Below are 20034 nucleotides of genomic sequence, written 5' to 3' on the forward strand. Positions count from 1 at the left end.
TTACTTTGAGCTTTCTGAGGTACTATCTGATGAACTTGCGGTGCTGGAAGATTCTTCTTTGGAAGAGCTACTCGTACTGCTAGAGCTACTTGAGCTACTAGAACTGTCTGAAGAATCTTTCTCAGAACTAGAAGACACTGGGTCTGATCCTTTAGAGTAAATCACGTTTACAACCATTCCTTTGGTAATCGTCGTACCTGCCCCTGGCACTGTACGGATTACTTTGTCCTTATCCACCGTACTTGAATATTCAGAAGACTCATGACCGATATATTCTGCACCAATACTAGCCAAATAACTTTGTGCTTCGCTTTTTGTATAGCCGGAGATGTCATTCAGTTTAGGTTCTGTTCCTTGGCTTACGACAAAACTGATGTAAGTTTCTTCTGCTACAACTTCACCTGAGGCTGGATCCTGACTAATGATCGAACCCGATGGCACAGTGTCGCTATAGTCATAAGTAGCACTAATGTTATTGATATTGAATCCTTGTGTAACAAGCCAATTACGGACAGTTTCGTAGTTTTCTCCTACATGACTACTCAAAGTCACTGTTTCTGGTCCTTTGCTGACTGTGAAAGTAATCGTGTCTGTTTTAGGATCGACTTCTGTATCTTCTGATGGAGATTGCGAAATGATCATTCCGCTTTCTACCTCTGAACTGAATTCCTCTTCTTTTTGAATCAAATCAGCAGAAAATCCTAATTCTTTCAAACTTGCTTCAGCATCTTCATAACTTTTACCACTGTAATCATCTAATTTGATTTTTTTCGTGCCACTGCTGATATAAAGAGTGACTTCGCGTTTTTGCTTGACTGTGGTTCCCGCTGCAGGGTCTGTCTTCACCACATTGCCTTCTTCGATTTTGTCATCTGCAATTTCTTCTGTTTTTGTTGCTACTTCTAATTTCGCTTTTGCGAGTGTTTCTCTGGCAGAAGCTTCAGAAAGATCAGAAACATCAGGAACAACAACTTCTCCTCGTCCGCCAGAAGCAAAGAATACAGCTGTTCCGATTCCTAAAACAGCGAGGACAGCTAACAGGATCAGCCACCATTTTTTCTGTCCTTTCTTTTTAGGGTCAGGCAGATCTTCTTCCTCTTCCGGCAATGTTTCGTTTCTCGGTTCGTCTTTTGGCAGAGGCATAGATTTGAATGAATCCGGCATTGGTGTATCTGCTGCAAGCGGTGTGATAACTTTTGTTTCGTTATCCATCGCATGAGGTTGCCATTTTTCTTCGTTTGCACGAGCTGGTGATAATACTGTAGAAAGATCATCAGACATTTCTTCGGCTGACTTGTAACGGTCTGCAGGTTCTTTAGCCGTCGCCCGTAAAATCACATTTTCCAGTGCTTGCGGTACATTTGGATCAAGTGCCTTTATGGATGGAAGATCATCTTGGAAATGTTTTAAAGCAATCGTCACAGCAGATTCGCCATCAAACGGCACGCTACCTGTCAGCATCTCATAAAGAATGATCCCTAAAGCATAAATATCTGACTGCTTCGTTGCCATACTCCCTCTTGCTTGCTCAGGAGATAGGTAATGAACAGATCCCAACATCGTATTCGTCTGTGTGATCGATGTTTCAGATAAAGCAATAGCAATCCCGAAATCCGTGATTTTTACTACACCTTCGTTATCGATCAATACGTTTTGGGGTTTCAAATCTCGGTGGATGATTTGATGGTTATGAGCTAAAGAAATAGCAGAAAGAATCTGCTGCATAATATTTACTGCTGTTTCATAAGGAACAGGATAATGTGTTTGGATATATCGTTTCAAGTCCATTCCTTTGACGTATTCCATCACTAGATACTGCATATTGTCTTCTTCACCAACATCGTAAACACTGACAATATTTGGATGAACGAGTTCTGTTGCTGCTAAAGCTTCTCGCTGAAATCGTCGAATCGCGGTTTGATCATTTTGAAAGTCGAATCGTAAGACTTTGACTGCTACATCTCGATCCAAGATCAAATCGTGCGCCAAAAATACATTAGCCATCCCACCACTACCGATATTCCCCGTGATTTGATAACGGCCATTTAATTTTTTTCCCAACTCGATCATACACAGTCCTCCTTATATTCGATAAGAAGAACGGTGATATTATCCGCTCCGCCTGCTTCATTGGCACGATCAATCAGCTCAGTTACTTTATGGGATAACGGGCCTTCTTGATTAATGATCGTTCCTATTTCTTCTTCAGATAGCATATTCGTCAAGCCATCTGAACATAACAGCAAGCGATCTTTTAGCTGCCAAAGATGAGTAGAAACATCTACTTCGACTGTTCCTGGCATGCCGACAGAACGTGTTAAAATATTCTTTCTTGGATGGTTCACTGCCATTTCTTCGCTGATTTCCCCTGATTTGACTAGTTCGTTAACTAAAGAATGATCCTCTGTCAATTGCATGATTTTATCTTCGCGAATCAAATACGCTCTGCTGTCGCCAACATTCGCAATCGTGAACCAGTCATCTGACAGAGCTGCCGCTACGATTGTTGTTCCCATACCGTTATATTCCGGCTGTTCTTGTCCTCGCTGATAAATCAGCATATTTTCCTCTTGAATCGATTGAATGAACCACTGGGCGATTTTTTCATCGTCGGCAGCTTCTTGTTCTTCCCAAGCTTCGCCTAGATTTGTTACCGCCATTTGACTAGCAATGTCTCCAGCACGGTGCCCACCCATCCCATCTGCTAATACAGCAAGCTTGAGACCTGAACGGCTAGTAAATACACTGGCATAGTCTTGATTGGTGTTACGTCGTCTTCCTACATCTGATTGATATTCAATCTGCATTTTTTCACCTCATTACTTTTTGCGCAAACAACAAATGAAAAATCCATCTGTGTAAAACTGATGCGGATACAAAGTCAACATTTTCTCTACGATTGATGATTGTAGCATAGGATTGGTCAAAACATCAATCCTCTCAAAATCAGGGTGTCTTTCCAAGAAAGCAGAAACAACGTCTTGGTTTTCTTCTTTTAAGATCGTACAAGTACTATAAGTCAGAATACCGGAAGACTTTAAAGCTGGTGCGCAGCTTTCTAAAATTTCCAATTGGATTTTTGGTAAATTCGCTAATTCATCCGGCTGTTTTTTATAACGGATATCTGGTTTTCGCCGAAGGAGCCCGAGACCTGAACAAGGCGCGTCTACTAAAATCCGATCGAACTGCTCTGGTTCAAACTGCTTGCTGACTTCTCTAGCATCCATCTTTTGAGCGTAAACAGCAGAAGAGACACCCAGACGTGTTGCATTTTCTTCAATGAGTTTGACTTTGTGTTCATGTACATCTAAAGCAATCACTTCCCCACCGCATGAAGGATCCAAAAAAGAAGCAATATGTGTCGTCTTACCTCCGGGTGCTGCACAGGCATCTAAGACATGATGTTCAGGCTCGATTTGCATAGACGGCGCTACAAGCATCGAACTTTCATCTTGGATCGTCATGACGCCATCGTGGAACAATGAGCTAGAAGCTAAATGCCCTTTTTTCGCTACTATACCGTATGGACTGACTTGGCTTTTTTCAGCTGAGATCTCTTCTTCTTGCAAAACAGTGATGGCCTGATCTCTGGAAAGTCGGCGTGTATCTACTCGGGCACTAGCATGGCTAGGCTGATATAGCGATAAACCTAGCTTTTCAGTTTCTTCGTAACCGATTTGATCCACCAACCGTTTCGTCATCCATAGAGGCAGGCTGATTTTGACAGAAAGTCTTTCGATAGGATCAGCAATGCCTTGCAGATCTGGTGCTCCTTGACGCTGATAATTCCTCAAAACACCATTTACAAATTTTCCTGTTCCAGGATTTCCTTTTACTTTCGCGATTTCGACCGCCTCGTTTAAAATAGCATGTGCAGGGACTTTATCTAAAAATTCTAATTGATATACAGAAAGATACAGAAGCGTCTTGACCCAATCATCCACTTTTTTTGCTTTAGCGATCAATGATGCAACGTAAAATTCCAATAGTCGCTGATGGCTAATCGTACCGTAGATCAATTCTGTAAATAAACCCACATCTTTTTGATTTAGCTCGCTTTGTTTGATCATCTCATTCAACAAAAGATTCGAGTAGGCGCCACCCTTGTTCACTCGCTCTAATGTCAGTAATGCCATATATCGTACTGATTTTTTCATTTTTTTAGGGATTTTTTTCATTATTTCACCTGCTGACCAATCTGAACTTGCTGACCGCTTCCGTTAAGGAAATCATGTACGGCCTGTTTTCCTTTACCAGCTGGCTGTAATTCATTGATGGCTAAGACGGTCTGTTTACCGCAAGCAATCCATAGATTTTTTTGTCTTTCCGGATGATCGTACCAGGTGCTTTGTCTGTAGTTTCTTCCAATACTTCAACCGATAATAATTTCCAGCGTATGCCCTCATAGGTCGTGAATGCAATTGGCCAAGGACGCATTCCGCGTACTTGGTTGTCAATTTCTTCTGCAGTTTTATGCCAATCGATTGCTTCTTGTTCCCGTGTGATGTTTGGCGAAAAAGTTGCTTCTGACTCGTCTTGAGGTACTGGTTTTTGTCCATCCAAAATATTGGGCAATGTTTCTAGCAATAGCTTTCTTCCTAAAAGGCTAAGCTTTTCAAACATCGTCCCTACATCATCTTGTTTAGTGATTGGTATGCTTTCTTGCGCATAGATTCCGCCTGCATCCATTTTTTTGATCATTTCCATGATCGTTACACCAGTTTCTTTCTCCCCATTCATGATGGCATAATGAACAGGCGCACCTCCCCGATATTTAGGAAGTAAAGAAGCATGGACATTGATTGCCCCTAATTTTGGTACTTGCAATAACTTTTCAGGCAAGAATTGGCCAAATGCCGCAGTGACGATCACATCAGGCGCCAATTCAATGATTTCTTCCATTTCTGGCGAACCGGAGATTTTCTCTGGCTGCAGCACACGGATACCGTGCTTCAGAGCCGCTTCTTTTACCGGTGTCGGCGTAATTACTCGTTTCCGCCCAACTGGACGGTCGGGCTGTGTTACCACTGCCTGGATCTCGTAACCTGATTCTATCAGCCCTTCAAGAATCGGCACAGAAAAAGCAGGTGTGCCCATAAATACTAGCTTAGTCATCAAGATGTTCCTCCATATATTCTTCAAGTTCTTCTTCCGGGATCTGCTGTATCATTTTCTCAATGAACAAGATACCGTCTAAGTGATCGATTTCATGCTGGAAGGCACGGGCTAAATAGCCAAATGCCGTCACTTCTATCTCTTCTCCGTCTCGATCATAATAACGCACGGTCACTTCATCTGCTCGCTTGACCGTTCCATAGACATGCGGAATACTGAGACAACCTTCTACGTCAAGGCTTTCACCTTTTGCTTCGATGATTTCTGGGTTAATCAGTTCAAATTTCTCGCCTTCATCTACTTCGATCACAGCAATTCTCTTGTTTTGTCCTACTTGAGGAGCAGCGATCCCTATTCCGTCATTCGCAATCATTGTCTCATATAAATTGTCTAATAAAGCGATTGTCTCGTCCGTGATTACATCGATTGGCTGAGCAGTTCTTTTTAATTTATCATTAGGGTGGATCAATATAGGATAGCGCATAATTTGGCCCTTTCTTAAATAAAGTTTAATGGTTCGTTGTCAATTGCCACAAAAAGACCTTGTCGCTGTTCTTTCTGGCTTCCATTCAAAATTTCATCCAAAACATGAGGAAGATTCGGTTCATGTTTATATTTGATGATTAGTTGATAATAATATCGGTTTTTCACTCTCAAAATCATGCTGGGCGTTGGCCCTAATAGCAAGCTTTGAGGGCTTAACACTTCTTTTAGCTGATTGGCAATCTGAAAGATTTTCTTTGCCGCTACTTGTTCTTCAGGATGGCTGGCGGTTATTTTCACAGTAAAGTAATAAGGAGGATAGCCTCCACGATGCCGTACATGCATTTCCTGCTGATAAAACTGCTCATAATTTTGTTTTTTAGCCAATTCTATGGCGTAATGTTGAGGATTGAATGTTTGGATCACGACTTCGCCTGCTTTTTCCGCTCGCCCTGCTCGTCCTGAAACTTGGGTAAGCAATTGGAATGTATGCTCACTAGAACGAAAATCCGGTAAATTCAGGGAGGTATCAGCATTCAACACCCCAACTAATGTCACTTCTGGAAAATCCAAGCCTTTAGCGATCATTTGTGTCCCTAATAAAATATCTGCTTCTTTTGCACCGAATTTTTGTAAAATCTGTTCGTGTGCCCCTTTTCTTCGGGTGGTATCTACATCCATACGCAAAATCCTAGCTTGCGGATAAAGTTCTCGGAGTTCCTCTTCTACTTTTTGGGTGCCTGTCCCATAGTAACGGATTTTGTTGCCCCTACAATTGGGACAGCGATTAGGAATAGGTTCTTCGTGTCCGCAATAATGACAGCGCATCGAACGTGTATCCATATGCAAGGTAAGAGAGATATCGCAATTAGGGCATGGGAGAACAAATCCGCAGTCTCTGCACATCACAAAAGACGAATATCCTCGACGATTGAGCAGTAGGACAGTTTGTTCTTTTTTGTCTAACCGATCTTGTATCTTTTCCTGCAAATTAGCAGAAAAAGTAGAGGTCCGATGATTCTGAAACTCTTCACGCATGTCTACGATCTCAATAGCTGGAAGTTGTGCAGCTACTTTGGCTCGGTGATTCAATTGCAATAACTGATAAACGCCTTTTTGAGCTCGTGCTCTTGATTCCAAAGAGGGTGTCGCACTTCCAAGGACTATTGGGCAATGATGGTACTTACTGCGCCAAATAGCTAAATCTCTCGCATGATAACGCGGCGTCTCATCTTGTTTATAACTTGATTCATGTTCTTCATCGATAATGATCAATCCTATATTTTTCAGCGGAGCAAAAATAGCAGAGCGTGCGCCTACTACTACTTGTGCTTCTTCACGCTCGATCTTGCGCCATTCATCATATTTTTCACCTTGGGAAAGTCCGCTATGTAAGACCGCAACAGATTCACCGAAGCGTCCTTTGAATCGCTCGACCATTTGCGGAGTCAATGCGATTTCAGGCACTAACATTATAGCCGTTTTATTTTCTGACAAAACATCAGCGATTGATTGAAGATATACTTCTGTTTTTCCACTACCGGTGATTCCCTCTAGCAAAAAGACCTGATCTTTTTGTTGCTGACCTGCTGTGATGATTTGTTCGACAGCATTTTTTTGTTCTGTATTCAGTTCCAATGCCGTCGTTTGGTCAAATACTCGGTCTTGATAAGGGTCGCGATAACGTTCTGATTCTACAAACTCCAGCCAGCCCTTTTCTTTTCCTTGATTCAAGACAGCAGTACTGATTTCTTTATCTTTGAAATAAGCGATTGGTTCTTCTTGGCTCAGTTCAGATAAACACAAAAGAAGCTCTTTTTGTTTCTTGGCATTTTGCCGTAATTTTGCCCATTCTTCTTCGATTTGCTTTTCAGTTAATAGGGAACGGACCAAACGAATTGTTTTTACTTTATTTCGTGTATGGACTTCGTATTTGATATCTACTAATTGCTCTTGGCGCCAACGAATCAATTGAGAAAGGCTGCCTTCTTCTTCTGCTTCTTTCCAGGAAATCACTTCCCGTTGACCAAACAATGCCTGAATTTCTGGTGTATCTGCCAAAGGATAGATCAATTTATCATATTCTGCTTTCATCACACTCGGAAGCATCGTTTGTAGACAAGTGATTTTGAATGCATAAGTGATTTTTTTCATGTAATCAGCTAATGAAAGTAATTCTTCATTGACCACCGGAGCAAGGTCCAGCAAACGGATCACTGCCTTCAACGATGGGTTAGCTGATTCTTCTGATTTTTGGATAGCCATAACAAATCCTTGGACATGACGATTGCCATTACCAAAAGGGACCTCTACCCGCATCCCGACTTGCAAAGCTGTTTCCATTTCAGAGGGAACCAGATAGGTGAATGGCTGATCGGTCTGCATAGTAGGTACGTCCACAATGACTTCAGCTGTTAATGTCATGGTTCGTTTCCTCCTTTTTTTGTCTTTTCATATCAAGCGACAAAAAGTTCCTTGCCTATTTTACTAGAGATCGCTGGATTTGTCTTATTTTCTGCCAAATCCTAACAAAAAATTAACAGCAGATAAGAAAAAAAAGAACTGTGTCAAAAAGTTCAGACACAGCCTTTTCTACCAGACAATAAGTGGCGAATGTTTGAAAAGGAAACAGCTGGGTTTGCTTTTCTTTTTAGATGTTCGCTCTACTTTTCTTTATTACATTTTTTGCTCTTCGCGGATACGTGATTCCAATTCGTGTTGTTCACGTTCTTTTTGAGCTTGACGTTCCTCTTCTTCCATCTTCAAACGTTCACGTTTTAATTCAGGATGAGGATCATTGACTACATTCCCTGCATCGATTTCTTCTAAAGCTTGACCAACGCTTTTTACTGAATCAAAAGAATCTAGTGTAGGTTGTGCACTTGCATCCAACTCATGCGCGCGTTTACTTGCTAAAATTACTAGAGAATATTTTGAATTTACACGATCTAATAGTGAGTCAATTGAAGGTTTTAACATCATAAGACTACATCTCCTTTAACATTTTAATATATTTACCGATTACGCGATCTACTCGAAAATGTTCACTGGCAATAATGTGTTTGATTCGTTCAACTGCTAGCGGCACTTCATCATTCACAACAGCATAGTCGTAAAGAGCCATCATTTCGATTTCTTCTTTTGCAACTTTCATTCGTTCTTCGATTACTTCGTCTGCATCTGTTCCTCGGCCTACGATTCGTGATTTTAATTCCGCTAAATCTGGCGGAGTCAAAAAAATGAATACACCATCGGGCACTTTTTCTTTGACTTGTTTTGCTCCTTGGACTTCAATCTCCAAGAAAACATCTTTTCCTTCATCCAATGTCTTGTTGACATATGACAAAGGCGTTCCATAATAATTCCCGACATATTCTGCGTATTCCAGCATCTCTCCAGCTTCGATCATTGATTCAAACTCCTCTTTGCTTCGGAAGAAATAATCAACGCCTTCGACCTCCCCTTCACGCATTTTACGGGTAGTCATTGAGATTGAATACTGAAAATCATTATCCTCACTCTCAAAAATTGCTTTTCGTACTGTGCCTTTTCCTACACCGGATGGACCAGACAACACGATTAATAATCCACGCTCTGACATGACGACGTCCTTTCAACTAGTCTTTTTGTACTTATCGTTTATTTTGCACTTTTTTTCTGCAACTTTCAAGGTTATCTTTAATTATAGCTAGAAATTGGTAAAAAAGCTACCCTGTACCAAGAGGTCGTGAAAAAGCTGTCCTGCATCAAGTAATAAGAACGACCAAACATAAACAGCTTCTCATGTTTTTCGTTTGGTTGGGCTTATTACCGTAGATGCAAGCTTTTGAACGCCGTGTATGAGAGGTCGTGAAAAAGCTGTCCTGCATCAAGTAATAAGAACAGCCAAACATAAACAGCTTCTCATATTTTTGCATAAATTTGGCTCCATACCGAGAAAATGGTTTTTGAACATCACTTATTCAAAATAAAAACATACTAAGATTAGAGGGAACATCATTGACGAATGATGTTCTCCTCTATTTTCTATTTTTAGATTATAGTGAAGAGTGAAAGAAAGTTCGAACAAAGCCTTGAGGACTACGAGTCCCTATCAAAAACCGAACTTCTTTACTGTCATTTTAGAATCAGGTTTACGTATGTTGGGGCCATGAGCCCGTGTATAGGAAATTGGAATCGAAATGAAGCAGTAAAGTTCTTTCAAAACTTAAAAAGGAGGAAAACAAATGCCTTACATTCTTGCATTAGATGTTTCAATGGGACACAGCTACAGTGTCCTATACAAAGACGACACCTGCTTATTTGAAGACGAGATTGAACACACTCAAAGAGGATTTCATGCATTACTCGAAGAGATCCAGCACTTGCCTGAACGTCCATTGATTGTTTTTGAAGCAACGGGGATTTATTCCAGACCAGTCGAAAAGTTCTTTCAAGATCATCACTTTTCTTACTGTTTGTTAAACCCGTTAGAAGCGAAAAAACAGATGGAAGAAAGCACCTTACGCAGTTGGAAAACAGATAAATCGGATGCCCATCGGCTCGCACAGACTCATCTTAAAAGTCAACGTCAGCCAAAAGAAGTACAAAGCAATTTTTACTTAGAGATGCGCGATTTAGCCCGTTTTTATCAAGAAATTGAGAAGAAAATCACTCGTCTGCGCATGGATTTACACAACTGTCTTCAGTTGACTTTTCCAGAGCTTGAACAGTTCTTTTCAAACAGGCTGACCCCTTACGCATTGACATTGATCCGTCTTTTTCCCCATCCAGATTTTGTATTGGCATCTACTCGGACAAAAATAAAAAATAAACTGATCAACGAAACACGGAAAAAAATCTCCGCGAATCGTGCCGAGCAAAAGGCAGATCAAATCATCCACTATGCACAGTGTGCCTATCCAGCTGTTGAAAAAGACAGTATCCAATGTCAAAAAACAATCTATTACGCCGAACTTCTCCAAGATTTACTCGAACAAAAAGAAGCACTGGCGACACAAATGATCAAAAAAGCCGAAGGCTCTCCTTGCTTTTTGTTGTACCAAACGTTCCCTGGGATTGGCGCACTCACAGCCGCTTTATTGCTCGGTGAATTAGGAGATATCACACGATTTAAAACCCATAAACAATTGAATGCTTTTGTCGGAATCGACATCCGACGGTATCAATCAGGTAAGTATACTGGCCAAGACCGCATCAATAAGCGTGGTAATCCCAAAGCACGGAAAATTATTTTCTTCACCATTCGAAATATGATTCGCCAGCAACGCGCAGCTCCTAATCATATTGTCGATTATTACTACAAATTAAAAAAGCAACCTATCCCTAAGAAAGAGAAGGTTGCCACAGTTGCTTGTATGAACAAGCTTCTGAAATGTATGCACGCTATGGTTAGGGCACATACAGAGTACGACTATGCGTACGCGGTCTCAGTGGACCATTAACTAAACCACTTACAGTATACCACTTCTTTGCCCAGATCGAAAATTTTTTACGAACGGGGCTTTATTTGGTGTGCCTTGATTTTGTCGCTTTCGTTTACGAGCTATTTTTCTTGCACCTTTTACTTGACTAATCGTAGGAAAAAGGTTGTGACACGAATTTTGTCACAACCTTTAAATGTATTCCTAGAGCAAATAAGCTAAGCGAAGAAATTCAATTCTGATTATTTATTGTATTTCTTTGTTCAGCATCCTTGCTAAAAGCCCATATTGGACAAAGTATTCACTACACCCATGATCTCATCTTTTCGAGAACGTGCTTTTTCTGTCGGATCTTCTACCTCTTCTGTGTCGATTCGAACAATAAATTTCCGATTCATCGTCACGTAAGCACCGTCGTTGATCAAAATAAACAGTTCGTTCTCATTATAGTCTGCACAGGCATCTTTCCATACGTCAAAGCCGTTTTTTTCAGAAGGGATATCCCGTTTAACAACAGTTTTTCCACTTAATTCGTGGAACGTTACGTCATAGTATTTCATTGTCTCAACCTCTTTCGTCATTCAATATTTTGGACCTGTTCTCTGATTTTTTCTAAGATCGTCTTGGATTGGACGACTTGATTTTTAATTTCGATTGCGTTTGATTTGGAACCGATCGTGTTGATTTCCCGATTCATTTCCTGGATCAGAAAATCTAATTCCCGACCTACAGGACATTGGGCCTCGATAAGTTCATCTAGTTTTTGGACATGGATTGCCAAACGATCCAGTTCCTCGTGGATATCTCCACGTTCCAGCAAGATAGCCAACTCCGTCTGCAACCGTTGCTCATCCACTTTCGCTCCAAGAAATTCCTCCAGCTTTTTTTGATACCTTAATTGAAACTCCTGTTCATAGACGTCTACAAAACTATTGAGTTTTTTTAGTACTTGTTTGAATTCTTCCGTGTTCTTTTTCAGCACCGAAGCTAAGGCTTGTCCTTCTTTTTCTCGACTGGCTTCAATAGAATCAAGTGCACTTTTCAATGTATCTAGAGCTAACTGTGCCAATTCTTCCATGCTCTCTTCCGGTTTTTCTTCTACCGTTACGAAGTTTTCATCCAGCGCGAAGCGTTCCGCCAGCCGACGAATTGACACTTGATTTTGACTCCCGTATCGTTGTTGAATCCCGTCTGTCAATTGGGTGATAAGTGAATCAATCAATTCCCAATTGATGACGATCTGCTTTTCGTTTTTGCCAATATAAGCTAGATTCACAAATACCTCGATCCGTCCGCGGCTTAACTGCTGTTTGATAAGCTGCCGAAAATCGTTTTCAATAAAATTCAGGATTTTAGGACTTCGTATTTGGACATCTAGAAAACGCTGATTGACACTTTTTATTTCGATATCTAGCTGATATGCTTTTGTTTCGCGGATGGCTTTGCCAAAACCAGTCATACTTTTCATTCGACAGGGTCCTTCCTCATTACATATTTTCTATTGCTTTTTGCAGTTGTTCAAACTCTTCGTTCGTCAGTGTCAGCCCTTTCCCCATCTTTTCATGGTCGGGTGCCCAATCTCGAAGATCGAATTTCGGCGGACGACCATTCCAGCTGACTAAGTTCAGCTCTTTACGCCATCCTTTGTTGTTTTCTGATAAAACAGCGATTTCTTCTACGATTTCATATGAAAATTCTTGTGCCATGGTTGTTCCTCCTTGAGATAATATAAATATAGGATCAGTAATGTGTCAACTGGCTGTTCAAGCAGTTCACGCTGCAAACGATCCTTACATTTTTCTTGCAGCAGTTTTTCAAAATAAACGGCTTTCGTGCGTTCATTTTGTATTTTCTGCTGATATTTTCGATACCTCCGCCATTCTTCTGTACTTAATTGACCAACTTGTGCCAATAAATCGTCTGGCATACTTTTTCTATCTTGTTGGCAGATCATTTGAAACATCCAATCTACCTCATAGACTTTGTTTGGTAATAAAAAATGTTTTTTTGCTAAAAGTTCCAGCATCGCCAGTCCGCATGTTTCTGGTTCGACCCTGTTCTTATATATATTACGCAGTTTTTGCCAAAATTTTATGGTTTTGAAAAAAGATAGCTCTAACTGAAGTTCTTTTATTAAGTAAGATAAAAATCCACGCCAGCATGTTCCTGCTTGTTTGACAGAATCAAATGTATACCAATTCCCGTAATAACAGCCTAATCGTTTTTTCATTTCCAGATAGCCTAATTGTAAATTTAATTGGTTTCTTTGGCTATCAAAAAGCAGAAAGCTGCCAAGCGTCCACAATGTTTGACATCTCCAATGGATAAACGTATCTGGCACACGGATTCTTTTCACTGGCCCTGGTCCTTGCACATCCACGACAAACGCCTCTGTTGCGCCTTCGTTAATCGCGATGTCAATAGGGATTTTGTTACGAAATCCACCGTCTGCGTATTTATTTTTTCCGATCTTTCGGTAAGCCATAGCAGGATAAAATGAAGCAGAGGCAAGTATCCAATCTGGTATTTCTTCTGTTTCTGTCTGTTGGATAGCAGTCACTACTTCCGCTAGTTCCGGCAATTTAGTAGACACCGTGTATAAACGTATTTTGGAATTGTATTTGAGCAAAGACAAATCTAAATTTTCCTTGACCAGCTTTTCCAATGGCGCAGACGAAACCCCACCTTCAACTAGTGCCGTTTTCGTCATTTGGCGTCTTTCTTGATAGAAACGTTCACGCAAGTCTTCAACGGCAGCCATTTCTGGCAACGCAAGCACTTGTCTTGTTGATAGCTTTTTCCATAAACCCACAGCTTTTTCCATGTCTCCTTGTAAAATCAATGCGCCGTTCAGCGCACCTACCGAGGTCCCAGTAATGATTTCAAAGCGGATGTTATGTTCCTTCAGCGCCTGCCATACACCAATCTGATAGGCACCGTGTGCTCCCCCTCCTCCTAATACAAGTGCTGTGTGATAGACCAGCTTTTTATTTAGTTTCATGGTTCCTTGATAGCCGTTTTTATGAAAAATACGCAACCATTCTTCTGATAGAGGAGATTGAAATAAAAAACAACAGTTTTCTTTAATAAAAAAACGAGCACAAGCTTCCATATGCTGAAAAAGTTTTTGCCATTTAAAAGTTTCGCCTTCGATCAGCAAGTTGTTAAAAATAACATCTTCTCTACTTTTATCAATAGTAAAATAGATGGTATATTTTTTTGATACTGCTTCAAAGGCACATTGCTTTTTTGCAGAACGCCAAAATGCTTCTCTACTTTCTTGATGGCTTTGAAAAAACGGAAGAGGTTGTTTTGCTTGGTTGATACGCGAATACAGCGACATTTTCTGTGAAAAGTAAACTTTTTTTATCTCCATCGCTTTCTCCTTTTTCTTCAAGTATACCAGTACGTCGAAAAAAGGTCATGAGTATCGTATTCGACTTTGGATATTCCATAAGAAAACAATTCATAAAACCTCCTTTAAATAAAAAATACAAAAATTAATTGAAAATGAGAGTATTTTCAATGAAAACGTGATTTTGTAATGGAATTTTAAAATAAAAGAAACAAGCTTTTTTTATGCAAATGTTGTAAAATAAAAGAGATTAAGAGGAAATAAGAGGAGGAACATGATGACTGAGTCAGTTTATGTACATATTGATACCACAAGTAATGCTGTTTTAACAAAAGGACTGACTGCTACTGATTTTGCAAACAGTATCGTGCATTTTCCTCAAAACTTGCTCTTACTCGATCCATCTGCTTCTGCTGGAGAATACGAATCTCATACAGGGCTGAAAGTAATCCGTGGTACAGAAAATATCCAGCGTTTCTTTTCCTCTTCTCGAAACAGGCGTGGATTCGATGAATTGAAGTGGATTGACTTTACTGATTTAACGATGCTGAAAGAATTGACACCTTTAGAAATTTCAGAATTGTTATATTTTGGCCATATGAAAACACATCTCCACTCACCATTTTTTTATAAGCTACAAAATAATTTCGTGTACTTCGACCTGAACGATCAATTGAACCGAATTTATTATCGCTATTTAGATGAATTTTACAGGATTTTTGCTAGTAAATTAAGTTCTATCCTGTCAGATAAGATCAATGTAAAAAAATCCTTTTTCAAAAAGGAAACACCTGTTGAAAAAATCAGTGTGGAATTATTGAAAGAAATGCGTAATTTAATGCAGGAAGGGATCATTTTTTCTTTTGATCAAGTTGGTTTGATCGATGACGAATACCGTATTCCTATTTATGTGATTGAGGACTATATTTGGAAATTGAAAGGTACTCGGTATCGGGAAGAAGAAGTCGTCGCTACTTTAATCTACTCTGTCAACGATCGGCGCTGGCAATTGGTAGAAGATGCCGGTCTTTCTTATCTGCCATTGAAGTGAATCTATTTCTTGCCGAAAAACAAAAAGGAAACAAGAAACTAGGACATGATTCTGTCTCAAGTTTTTTGTTTCCTTTTTATTTAAAGATTCTGTCGTTTATCTGGCACAAAAAGTGATGGAATCGTTTGTTGGATCCCTAATAAAACGATCATCGTCACAATCGCTGTGCTCAACCCGCTAGCACCATTCATTACGAAAGAAAAGAGCCAAGGATTCATTCCCCATAGTGCATAGGCTCCCCAGAAAACAACTCCCGCAATAAAATGCCAAAAATATCTGGAAAGTGCGCCAATCAATGCACCAAACACTATGTTTTTTCTGATTTGTTTCGTATTTCCATCTGCATAGCTTTTTTGGACATTTGAAGCCATGAGCCCTGCTGCACCTGCAAAAGTATAAGCAATCGGATACTCAATCAACACTTGAACGACACTTAAATAATAAACTTGTCCCAACGGAAAGTGTAAGATCCCCCAAATGAAACCTGCTAGCATACCTGCCTTTGTCCCTCTTCTTAATGCAAAAAGCGTCAACGGAATCTGCCCCAATGAAATAGAAAAACTGCTGCCAATCTGGATTGGTATCAATGACAGCACCATCGCTAACGCTGCAACAATCGTTCCTTCTACCCAAACTCTATTTTTTCCCATAAAAAAACTTCCTCCTTTGAATAAAAAAGTCACAAAGGAGGAAGCAGCTTTCGAAAAATTTCAAATAGCTGTTTTTTCACAATTCCTACGCTCGCATAACCGAAACAGGTACGAAGGGTTTAGAAATAGATTCAATCTCAGCCCAATTGGACTCCCCTTTGTGAGTTTATTTATTATTTATTTTTTGTTTCAAATAATGGACTAACTGGTTTGTTTTCATGGATACGTTTGATTGCATCTCCCATTAATCCGCCAACACTTACTTCATCGATTTTATCGATTTTACGATCTTCTGGAAGATAGATCGAGTCTGTGACAACTAGTCGCTCGATAGCTGAATCTTCTATTCTTTGTAAAGCAGGACCAGATAATACTGGATGGGTACATGAAGCATACACACTTGTTGCACCAGCTTCTTTCAAAGCATTGGCAGCCAACGTGATCGTACCTGCTGTATCGATCATATCGTCGATCAGTACACAAGTTTTACCTTTGACTTGTCCAATGATGTTCATTACTTCTGCAACATTTGCTTTTGGACGGCGTTTGTCGATGATCGCAATCGGAGATTTCAAGAATTCCGCTAATTTACGTGCTCGTGTAACGCCACCGTGGTCTGGTGAAACAACGACAACATCATCACCTTTGATTCCTTTTTCCAAGAAATAATTAGCAATAAGTGGTGCACCCATCAAATGATCGACTGGAATATCAAAGAAACCTTGGATTTGGACTGCATGAAGGTCCAAAGTCAGCATTCGTGTTGCACCGGCTTTTTGGATCATGTTTGCTACTAATTTCGCTGTGATTGGTTCCCGTGCACGTGCTTTACGATCTTGACGCGCATAACCATAATAAGGCATGACTACGTTGATTGTTTTCGCACTTGCTCGTTTCAGTGCATCAATCATAATCAGCAACTCCATCAAGTTATCATTGACTGGGCTGCTCGTTGATTGGATCACATAGACATGCGATCCACGAATACTTTCTTCAATGTTTACTTGAATTTCTCCATCACTAAATTGAGTAACAGATGATTTTCCTAACTCGACACCGACTGCTGCTGCAATTTTCTCTGCTAATGGGCGATTGGAATTTAACGCAAAAATTTTTAATCTTGGGTCAAAGTAATGTTTTGACATGGGGACCTCCACTTTCTTTTTCACAACTCTAGAATTCTACCTAATAAATAGTAGTCATATTTTTTAAATAAATCAAGTGATTTTGCAAAAGTCTTAGTTTAGATAAGGGAGTTTTTTTGCATATCCTTCTTTATTGACTTGTCTTGCTCTCGCAATTGCCAACGCATATTCTGGAATATTGTCTGTAATTGTTGACCCGGCAGCAATCGAACTGTTTTTAGCTACCTCGACAGGTCCGATGATATTCGTGCTAGAACCAATAAAGCTGTGGTCACCGACAGTCGTATGATGTTTGTTCTTTCCATCATAGTTGACGAAGACAACACCACATCCGACATTGATCTCTTCTCCCAACGTAGCATCACCAACATAAGTCAAGTGACCGACTTTCGTTCCTTTGCCGATTTGAGCATTTTTCACTTCCACAAAGTTTCCGATATGGACGTTTTCGCCAATTTCAGCTTTTGGTCGTAAATGTGCATAAGGTCCCACATCTGCATGTTTCTTGACATGGCTGCTTTCAATGACTGAGTTTTCAATGACGACGTGATCCTCAATCCTACTGTCTACGATTTTTGAATGTGCCCCGATGACACAATCAGAACCGATGACTGTATTGCCTTGGATTTGTACACCTGCTTCGATCAATGTGTCTGGACCAATCTCTACGCCTGCATCGATGTATGTCGTTGCTGAATCGACAAAGCTTACGCCATTGACCATATGCATCTGGTTGATCCGCTTTCTCATGATCTCATTTGCTTTAGCTAACGCGATTCGATCATTGACTCCCATTGATTCTTCGAAATCATCTGTTTGATAAGCAGCAACTGTATTGCCTTCTTCTTTTAAGATTTCGATGATATCGGTCAGATAGTATTCACCTTGAGCATTGTTTGTTCCGACTTTGCTTAACGCATCGAACAAAGCTTCGTTGTCAAAACAGTATGTTCCTGTATTGATTTCTTGTACAAGTGCTTCTTCTGGTGTTGCGTCTTTTTGTTCCACGATTTTTTCTACGATCCCAATATGATCACGAATGATCCGACCATATCCTGTTGGGTTTTCTGCTTGTGCCGTCAAGATTGTCGCACTTGCATTTTTTCCTTGGTGATATTCAAAAAGATTGTTCAGCGTTTCAGTAGTCAATAACGGTGTATCGCCACTGATAACTAACGTCGTTCCTTTTTTTCCTTCCAAGAAAGAAGCGGCTTGCAAAACAGCATGTCCTGTTCCCAATTGTTCTGCTTGTAACGCATATTTACTGCGTTCTCCTAGTTGTGCTTTAACTTGTTCTGCTCCGTGTCCAACGATCGTAATCACTTCATCTGGTTTCGTTTCACTGACCCGATTAATGATATGTTCTACCATAGGTTTACCAGAAACGGGATGTAAAACTTTATATAATTTTGACTTCATGCGGGTACCTTTCCCTGCCGCCAAAATAATTGCATAACGTGCGTCCAACTGCGTCACTCCTAAATATAGTTTGCTGATTTCAGTTTATCCCAGTATACCCATTTTTTCAACAAAACAAGTGATTTTCTTTTATCCCAGCGTTTTCTGGATAAAAAAATAGATAGACCATAACGGGCCTATCTATTTGGTAACCAGTGCTCTCCTGCCAACTCCTCGGTCACAAGTCACACTACTCATAAAACATGAAAAGCTGTTTTTTGAAATCGTTTCTTGTGACTTAGAGTTAAACGGTAGGCTTACAACCTCTTCATTAAACGGTTTTCAATCAGCTGACCTTCGGTATTAGCTCAATAAACGGCAAAATATGAGGAGCAATTTTTCCGTTTATTGAGCTAATACTCAGGACAGGACGCTGATTTCACAACCTCTAGATAAACGGTGTTCAAAAGCCAGTTTCTCGGTATTAAGCCAAATTTATGAAAAAATGTGGAAAGCCATTTTCACAAAATTTTTCTTACTACTCGAAACTAAGCGGCTTTTTCACAACCTCTTATTCTGAAAAATAATTTCCCGGCACAACCGTAATATTTTTCGTTTGAGTATCTACATCTTTGACATAAAGCAGTGACGTATAATCATCGATGGCGCGATGACCGTTGAATTTTGATTCGGCAAATACAGTGATGCCAACAAGTTCTGATTCGAATTCTTCAATCAAGCTCTTCATTCCGTTGACTGTTCCGCCGCCTTTCATGAAATCATCCACTACAAGGACACGTGAACCACGTTTCAAACTTCTCTTAGACAGTTCCATCTTTTCAATTCTTTCAGAAGATCCAGACACATAGTTGACACTTACTGTTGATCCTTCTGTTATTTTTGAGTCCCGGCGTACAATAACGAATGGCGCATTCAGATAATAGGACACAGCTTGGGCAATAGGTACGCCTTTTGTGGCTACAGTCATTACAGCATCGATTTTTTCACCAAGGTATTTAGAAGCAATGATTCTTCCAACTTGACGCAGCAGTTCAGGTTCTCCTAACAAATCAGAGAGATAAACATATCCTCCTGGAAGCAGACGGTCTTGTTCTGATAGACGTTCTGCTAGAGATTCAATATATTTTTTCGCCTCTTCATATGAAATTTCAGGGATGAACAATACACCACCTGCAGCACCTGGGATTGTTTCCAAGGTTCCATACCCTCGTTCTTTAAATGTTTTCTTGATGATTCCCAAATCTTCACTGATAGAAGATTTAGCAGATTCATAACGTTCGGCAAAGCTTGTTAAGGAAATCAATTCATGCGGGTGATTCAATAAATACTGTGTCATGTCAACTAGACGTTCACTGCGACGTACTTTCACCTATTCCAACTCCTTTTAAGAAAT

At 40.2% G+C, this 20034-nt stretch carries 17 protein-coding genes, 1 pseudogene and 1 riboswitch; of the genes and pseudogenes, 2 read left to right on the plus strand and 16 right to left on the minus strand.

All coding sequences use genetic code 11. The features are described from left to right. The 8 genes and pseudogenes from pknB to gmk form a co-directional block, all read right to left on the minus strand. Complete coding sequence (gene pknB / locus FTX43_RS03735) at nucleotides 1-2070, minus strand: Stk1 family PASTA domain-containing Ser/Thr kinase (RefSeq protein WP_002344843.1); 2070 nt, start codon at nucleotides 2068-2070, stop codon at nucleotides 1-3. After that, complete coding sequence (locus FTX43_RS03740) at nucleotides 2067-2807, minus strand: Stp1/IreP family PP2C-type Ser/Thr phosphatase (protein ID WP_002310425.1); 741 nt, start codon at nucleotides 2805-2807, stop codon at nucleotides 2067-2069. Before FTX43_RS03740 ends, pknB begins: the two co-directional genes overlap by 4 nt. 12 nt (nucleotides 2808-2819) lie before the next feature. Further along, entirely contained in the window at nucleotides 2820-4178 is a 1359-nt protein-coding gene (gene rsmB / locus FTX43_RS03745; protein ID WP_002314334.1) for a 16S rRNA (cytosine(967)-C(5))-methyltransferase RsmB, read from the minus strand. Beyond that, nucleotides 4178-5115, minus strand: a pseudogene (gene fmt / locus FTX43_RS03750) (methionyl-tRNA formyltransferase). The gene rsmB and the pseudogene fmt overlap by 1 nt, the downstream one beginning before the upstream one ends. Next, on the minus strand, nucleotides 5108-5599 hold the full coding sequence (def, locus tag FTX43_RS03755; RefSeq protein ID WP_002287369.1) for a peptide deformylase: 492 nt from the start codon (nucleotides 5597-5599) through the stop codon (nucleotides 5108-5110). The pseudogene fmt and the gene def overlap by 8 nt, the downstream one beginning before the upstream one ends. A 14-nt stretch (nucleotides 5600-5613) precedes the next feature. Further along, nucleotides 5614-8022, minus strand: a complete 2409-nt coding sequence (gene priA / locus FTX43_RS03760) for a primosomal protein N' (protein ID WP_147606750.1) — start codon at nucleotides 8020-8022, stop codon at nucleotides 5614-5616. A 252-nt stretch (nucleotides 8023-8274) separates the two neighbouring features. Next, nucleotides 8275-8580 (minus strand): DNA-directed RNA polymerase subunit omega, encoded by a 306-nt coding sequence (gene rpoZ, locus FTX43_RS03765; RefSeq protein ID WP_002287365.1) that lies wholly within the window; start codon nucleotides 8578-8580, stop codon nucleotides 8275-8277. Nucleotides 8581-8584: 4 nt separating this feature from the next. Next, nucleotides 8585-9199, minus strand: coding sequence for a guanylate kinase (gene gmk, locus FTX43_RS03770; RefSeq protein ID WP_002293062.1), 615 nt, complete (start codon nucleotides 9197-9199; stop codon nucleotides 8585-8587). A gap of 625 nt (nucleotides 9200-9824) precedes the next feature. Here gmk and FTX43_RS03780 point away from each other — a divergent pair. After that, the gene (locus tag FTX43_RS03780) at nucleotides 9825-11042 is read left to right on the plus strand and encodes an IS110 family transposase (protein WP_073490895.1); all 1218 of its coding nucleotides are present in this window, start codon (nucleotides 9825-9827) and stop codon (nucleotides 11040-11042) included. Between the two features lie 254 nt (nucleotides 11043-11296). Here the strand turns inward: FTX43_RS03780 and FTX43_RS03785 are convergent, their stop codons facing one another. Genes FTX43_RS03785 through FTX43_RS03800 form a run of 4 tightly spaced genes read right to left on the minus strand, consistent with a single transcriptional unit; the run spans nucleotide 11297 to nucleotide 14397 of the window. After that, nucleotides 11297-11581 (minus strand): hypothetical protein, encoded by a 285-nt coding sequence (locus tag FTX43_RS03785; protein ID WP_002287356.1) that lies wholly within the window; start codon nucleotides 11579-11581, stop codon nucleotides 11297-11299. A gap of 17 nt (nucleotides 11582-11598) precedes the next feature. Then, a complete protein-coding gene (locus FTX43_RS03790) occupies nucleotides 11599-12489 on the minus strand; it encodes a YicC/YloC family endoribonuclease (RefSeq protein ID WP_147606752.1) in 891 nt (296 codons plus the stop codon). Nucleotides 12490-12508: 19 nt separating this feature from the next. After that, a complete protein-coding gene (locus FTX43_RS03795; protein ID WP_002293064.1) occupies nucleotides 12509-12727 on the minus strand; it encodes a YdbC family protein in 219 nt (72 codons plus the stop codon). Next, complete coding sequence (locus FTX43_RS03800) at nucleotides 12697-14397, minus strand: patatin-like phospholipase family protein (RefSeq protein WP_002345656.1); 1701 nt, start codon at nucleotides 14395-14397, stop codon at nucleotides 12697-12699. Before FTX43_RS03800 ends, FTX43_RS03795 begins: the two co-directional genes overlap by 31 nt. A gap of 256 nt (nucleotides 14398-14653) precedes the next feature. On the opposite strand from FTX43_RS03800, the gene FTX43_RS03805 reads away from it, so the two are divergent. Continuing rightward, nucleotides 14654-15427, plus strand: coding sequence for a hypothetical protein (locus tag FTX43_RS03805; protein WP_002293067.1), 774 nt, complete (start codon nucleotides 14654-14656; stop codon nucleotides 15425-15427). Nucleotides 15428-15507: 80 nt separating this feature from the next. Here FTX43_RS03805 and thiT read toward each other — a convergent pair whose 3' ends face one another. The 4 genes from thiT to purR all read right to left on the minus strand — a co-directional run bounded on the left by thiT (nucleotide 15508) and on the right by purR (nucleotide 20010). Continuing rightward, nucleotides 15508-16077 (minus strand): energy-coupled thiamine transporter ThiT, encoded by a 570-nt coding sequence (thiT, locus tag FTX43_RS03810; RefSeq protein ID WP_002293068.1) that lies wholly within the window; start codon nucleotides 16075-16077, stop codon nucleotides 15508-15510. A 65-nt stretch (nucleotides 16078-16142) separates the two neighbouring features. Continuing rightward, nucleotides 16143-16245: riboswitch (TPP riboswitch) on the minus strand. Nucleotides 16246-16250: 5 nt separating this feature from the next. Beyond that, nucleotides 16251-17222 (minus strand): ribose-phosphate diphosphokinase, encoded by a 972-nt coding sequence (locus FTX43_RS03815; protein WP_002287347.1) that lies wholly within the window; start codon nucleotides 17220-17222, stop codon nucleotides 16251-16253. Between the two features lie 93 nt (nucleotides 17223-17315). Next, nucleotides 17316-18689 (minus strand): bifunctional UDP-N-acetylglucosamine diphosphorylase/glucosamine-1-phosphate N-acetyltransferase GlmU, encoded by a 1374-nt coding sequence (glmU, locus tag FTX43_RS03820; protein ID WP_002298200.1) that lies wholly within the window; start codon nucleotides 18687-18689, stop codon nucleotides 17316-17318. 502 nt (nucleotides 18690-19191) lie between these two features. Beyond that, nucleotides 19192-20010, minus strand: a complete 819-nt coding sequence (purR, locus tag FTX43_RS03825) for a pur operon repressor (RefSeq protein ID WP_002287345.1) — start codon at nucleotides 20008-20010, stop codon at nucleotides 19192-19194. Between the last annotated feature and the right edge of the window lie 24 nt (nucleotides 20011-20034).

It is taken from the genome of Enterococcus sp. DA9 (assembly GCF_008000875.1).
GTDB lineage: Bacteria > Bacillota > Bacilli > Lactobacillales > Enterococcaceae > Enterococcus_B > Enterococcus_B lactis.

What these genes read in the sequence shown, in the direction of transcription:
- pknB (WP_002344843.1), bottom strand. Translation starts at nt 2,070, where the DNA reads ATGATCGAGTTGGGAAAAAAATTAAATGGCCGTTATCAAATCACGGGG.
- FTX43_RS03740 (WP_002310425.1), bottom strand. Translation starts at nt 2,807, where the DNA reads ATGCAGATTGAATATCAATCAGATGTAGGAAGACGACGTAACACCAAT.
- rsmB (WP_002314334.1), bottom strand. Translation starts at nt 4,178, where the DNA reads ATGAAAAAAATCCCTAAAAAAATGAAAAAATCAGTACGATATATGGCA.
- def (WP_002287369.1), bottom strand. Translation starts at nt 5,599, where the DNA reads ATGCGCTATCCTATATTGATCCACCCTAATGATAAATTAAAAAGAACT.
- priA (WP_147606750.1), bottom strand. Translation starts at nt 8,022, where the DNA reads ATGACATTAACAGCTGAAGTCATTGTGGACGTACCTACTATGCAGACC.
- rpoZ (WP_002287365.1), bottom strand. Translation starts at nt 8,580, where the DNA reads ATGATGTTAAAACCTTCAATTGACTCACTATTAGATCGTGTAAATTCA.
- gmk (WP_002293062.1), bottom strand. Translation starts at nt 9,199, where the DNA reads ATGTCAGAGCGTGGATTATTAATCGTGTTGTCTGGTCCATCCGGTGTA.
- FTX43_RS03780 (WP_073490895.1), top strand. Translation starts at nt 9,825, where the DNA reads ATGCCTTACATTCTTGCATTAGATGTTTCAATGGGACACAGCTACAGT.
- FTX43_RS03785 (WP_002287356.1), bottom strand. Translation starts at nt 11,581, where the DNA reads ATGAAATACTATGACGTAACGTTCCACGAATTAAGTGGAAAAACTGTT.
- FTX43_RS03790 (WP_147606752.1), bottom strand. Translation starts at nt 12,489, where the DNA reads ATGAAAAGTATGACTGGTTTTGGCAAAGCCATCCGCGAAACAAAAGCA.
- FTX43_RS03795 (WP_002293064.1), bottom strand. Translation starts at nt 12,727, where the DNA reads ATGGCACAAGAATTTTCATATGAAATCGTAGAAGAAATCGCTGTTTTA.
- FTX43_RS03800 (WP_002345656.1), bottom strand. Translation starts at nt 14,397, where the DNA reads ATGGAGATAAAAAAAGTTTACTTTTCACAGAAAATGTCGCTGTATTCG.
- FTX43_RS03805 (WP_002293067.1), top strand. Translation starts at nt 14,654, where the DNA reads ATGACTGAGTCAGTTTATGTACATATTGATACCACAAGTAATGCTGTT.
- thiT (WP_002293068.1), bottom strand. Translation starts at nt 16,077, where the DNA reads ATGGGAAAAAATAGAGTTTGGGTAGAAGGAACGATTGTTGCAGCGTTA.
- FTX43_RS03815 (WP_002287347.1), bottom strand. Translation starts at nt 17,222, where the DNA reads ATGTCAAAACATTACTTTGACCCAAGATTAAAAATTTTTGCGTTAAAT.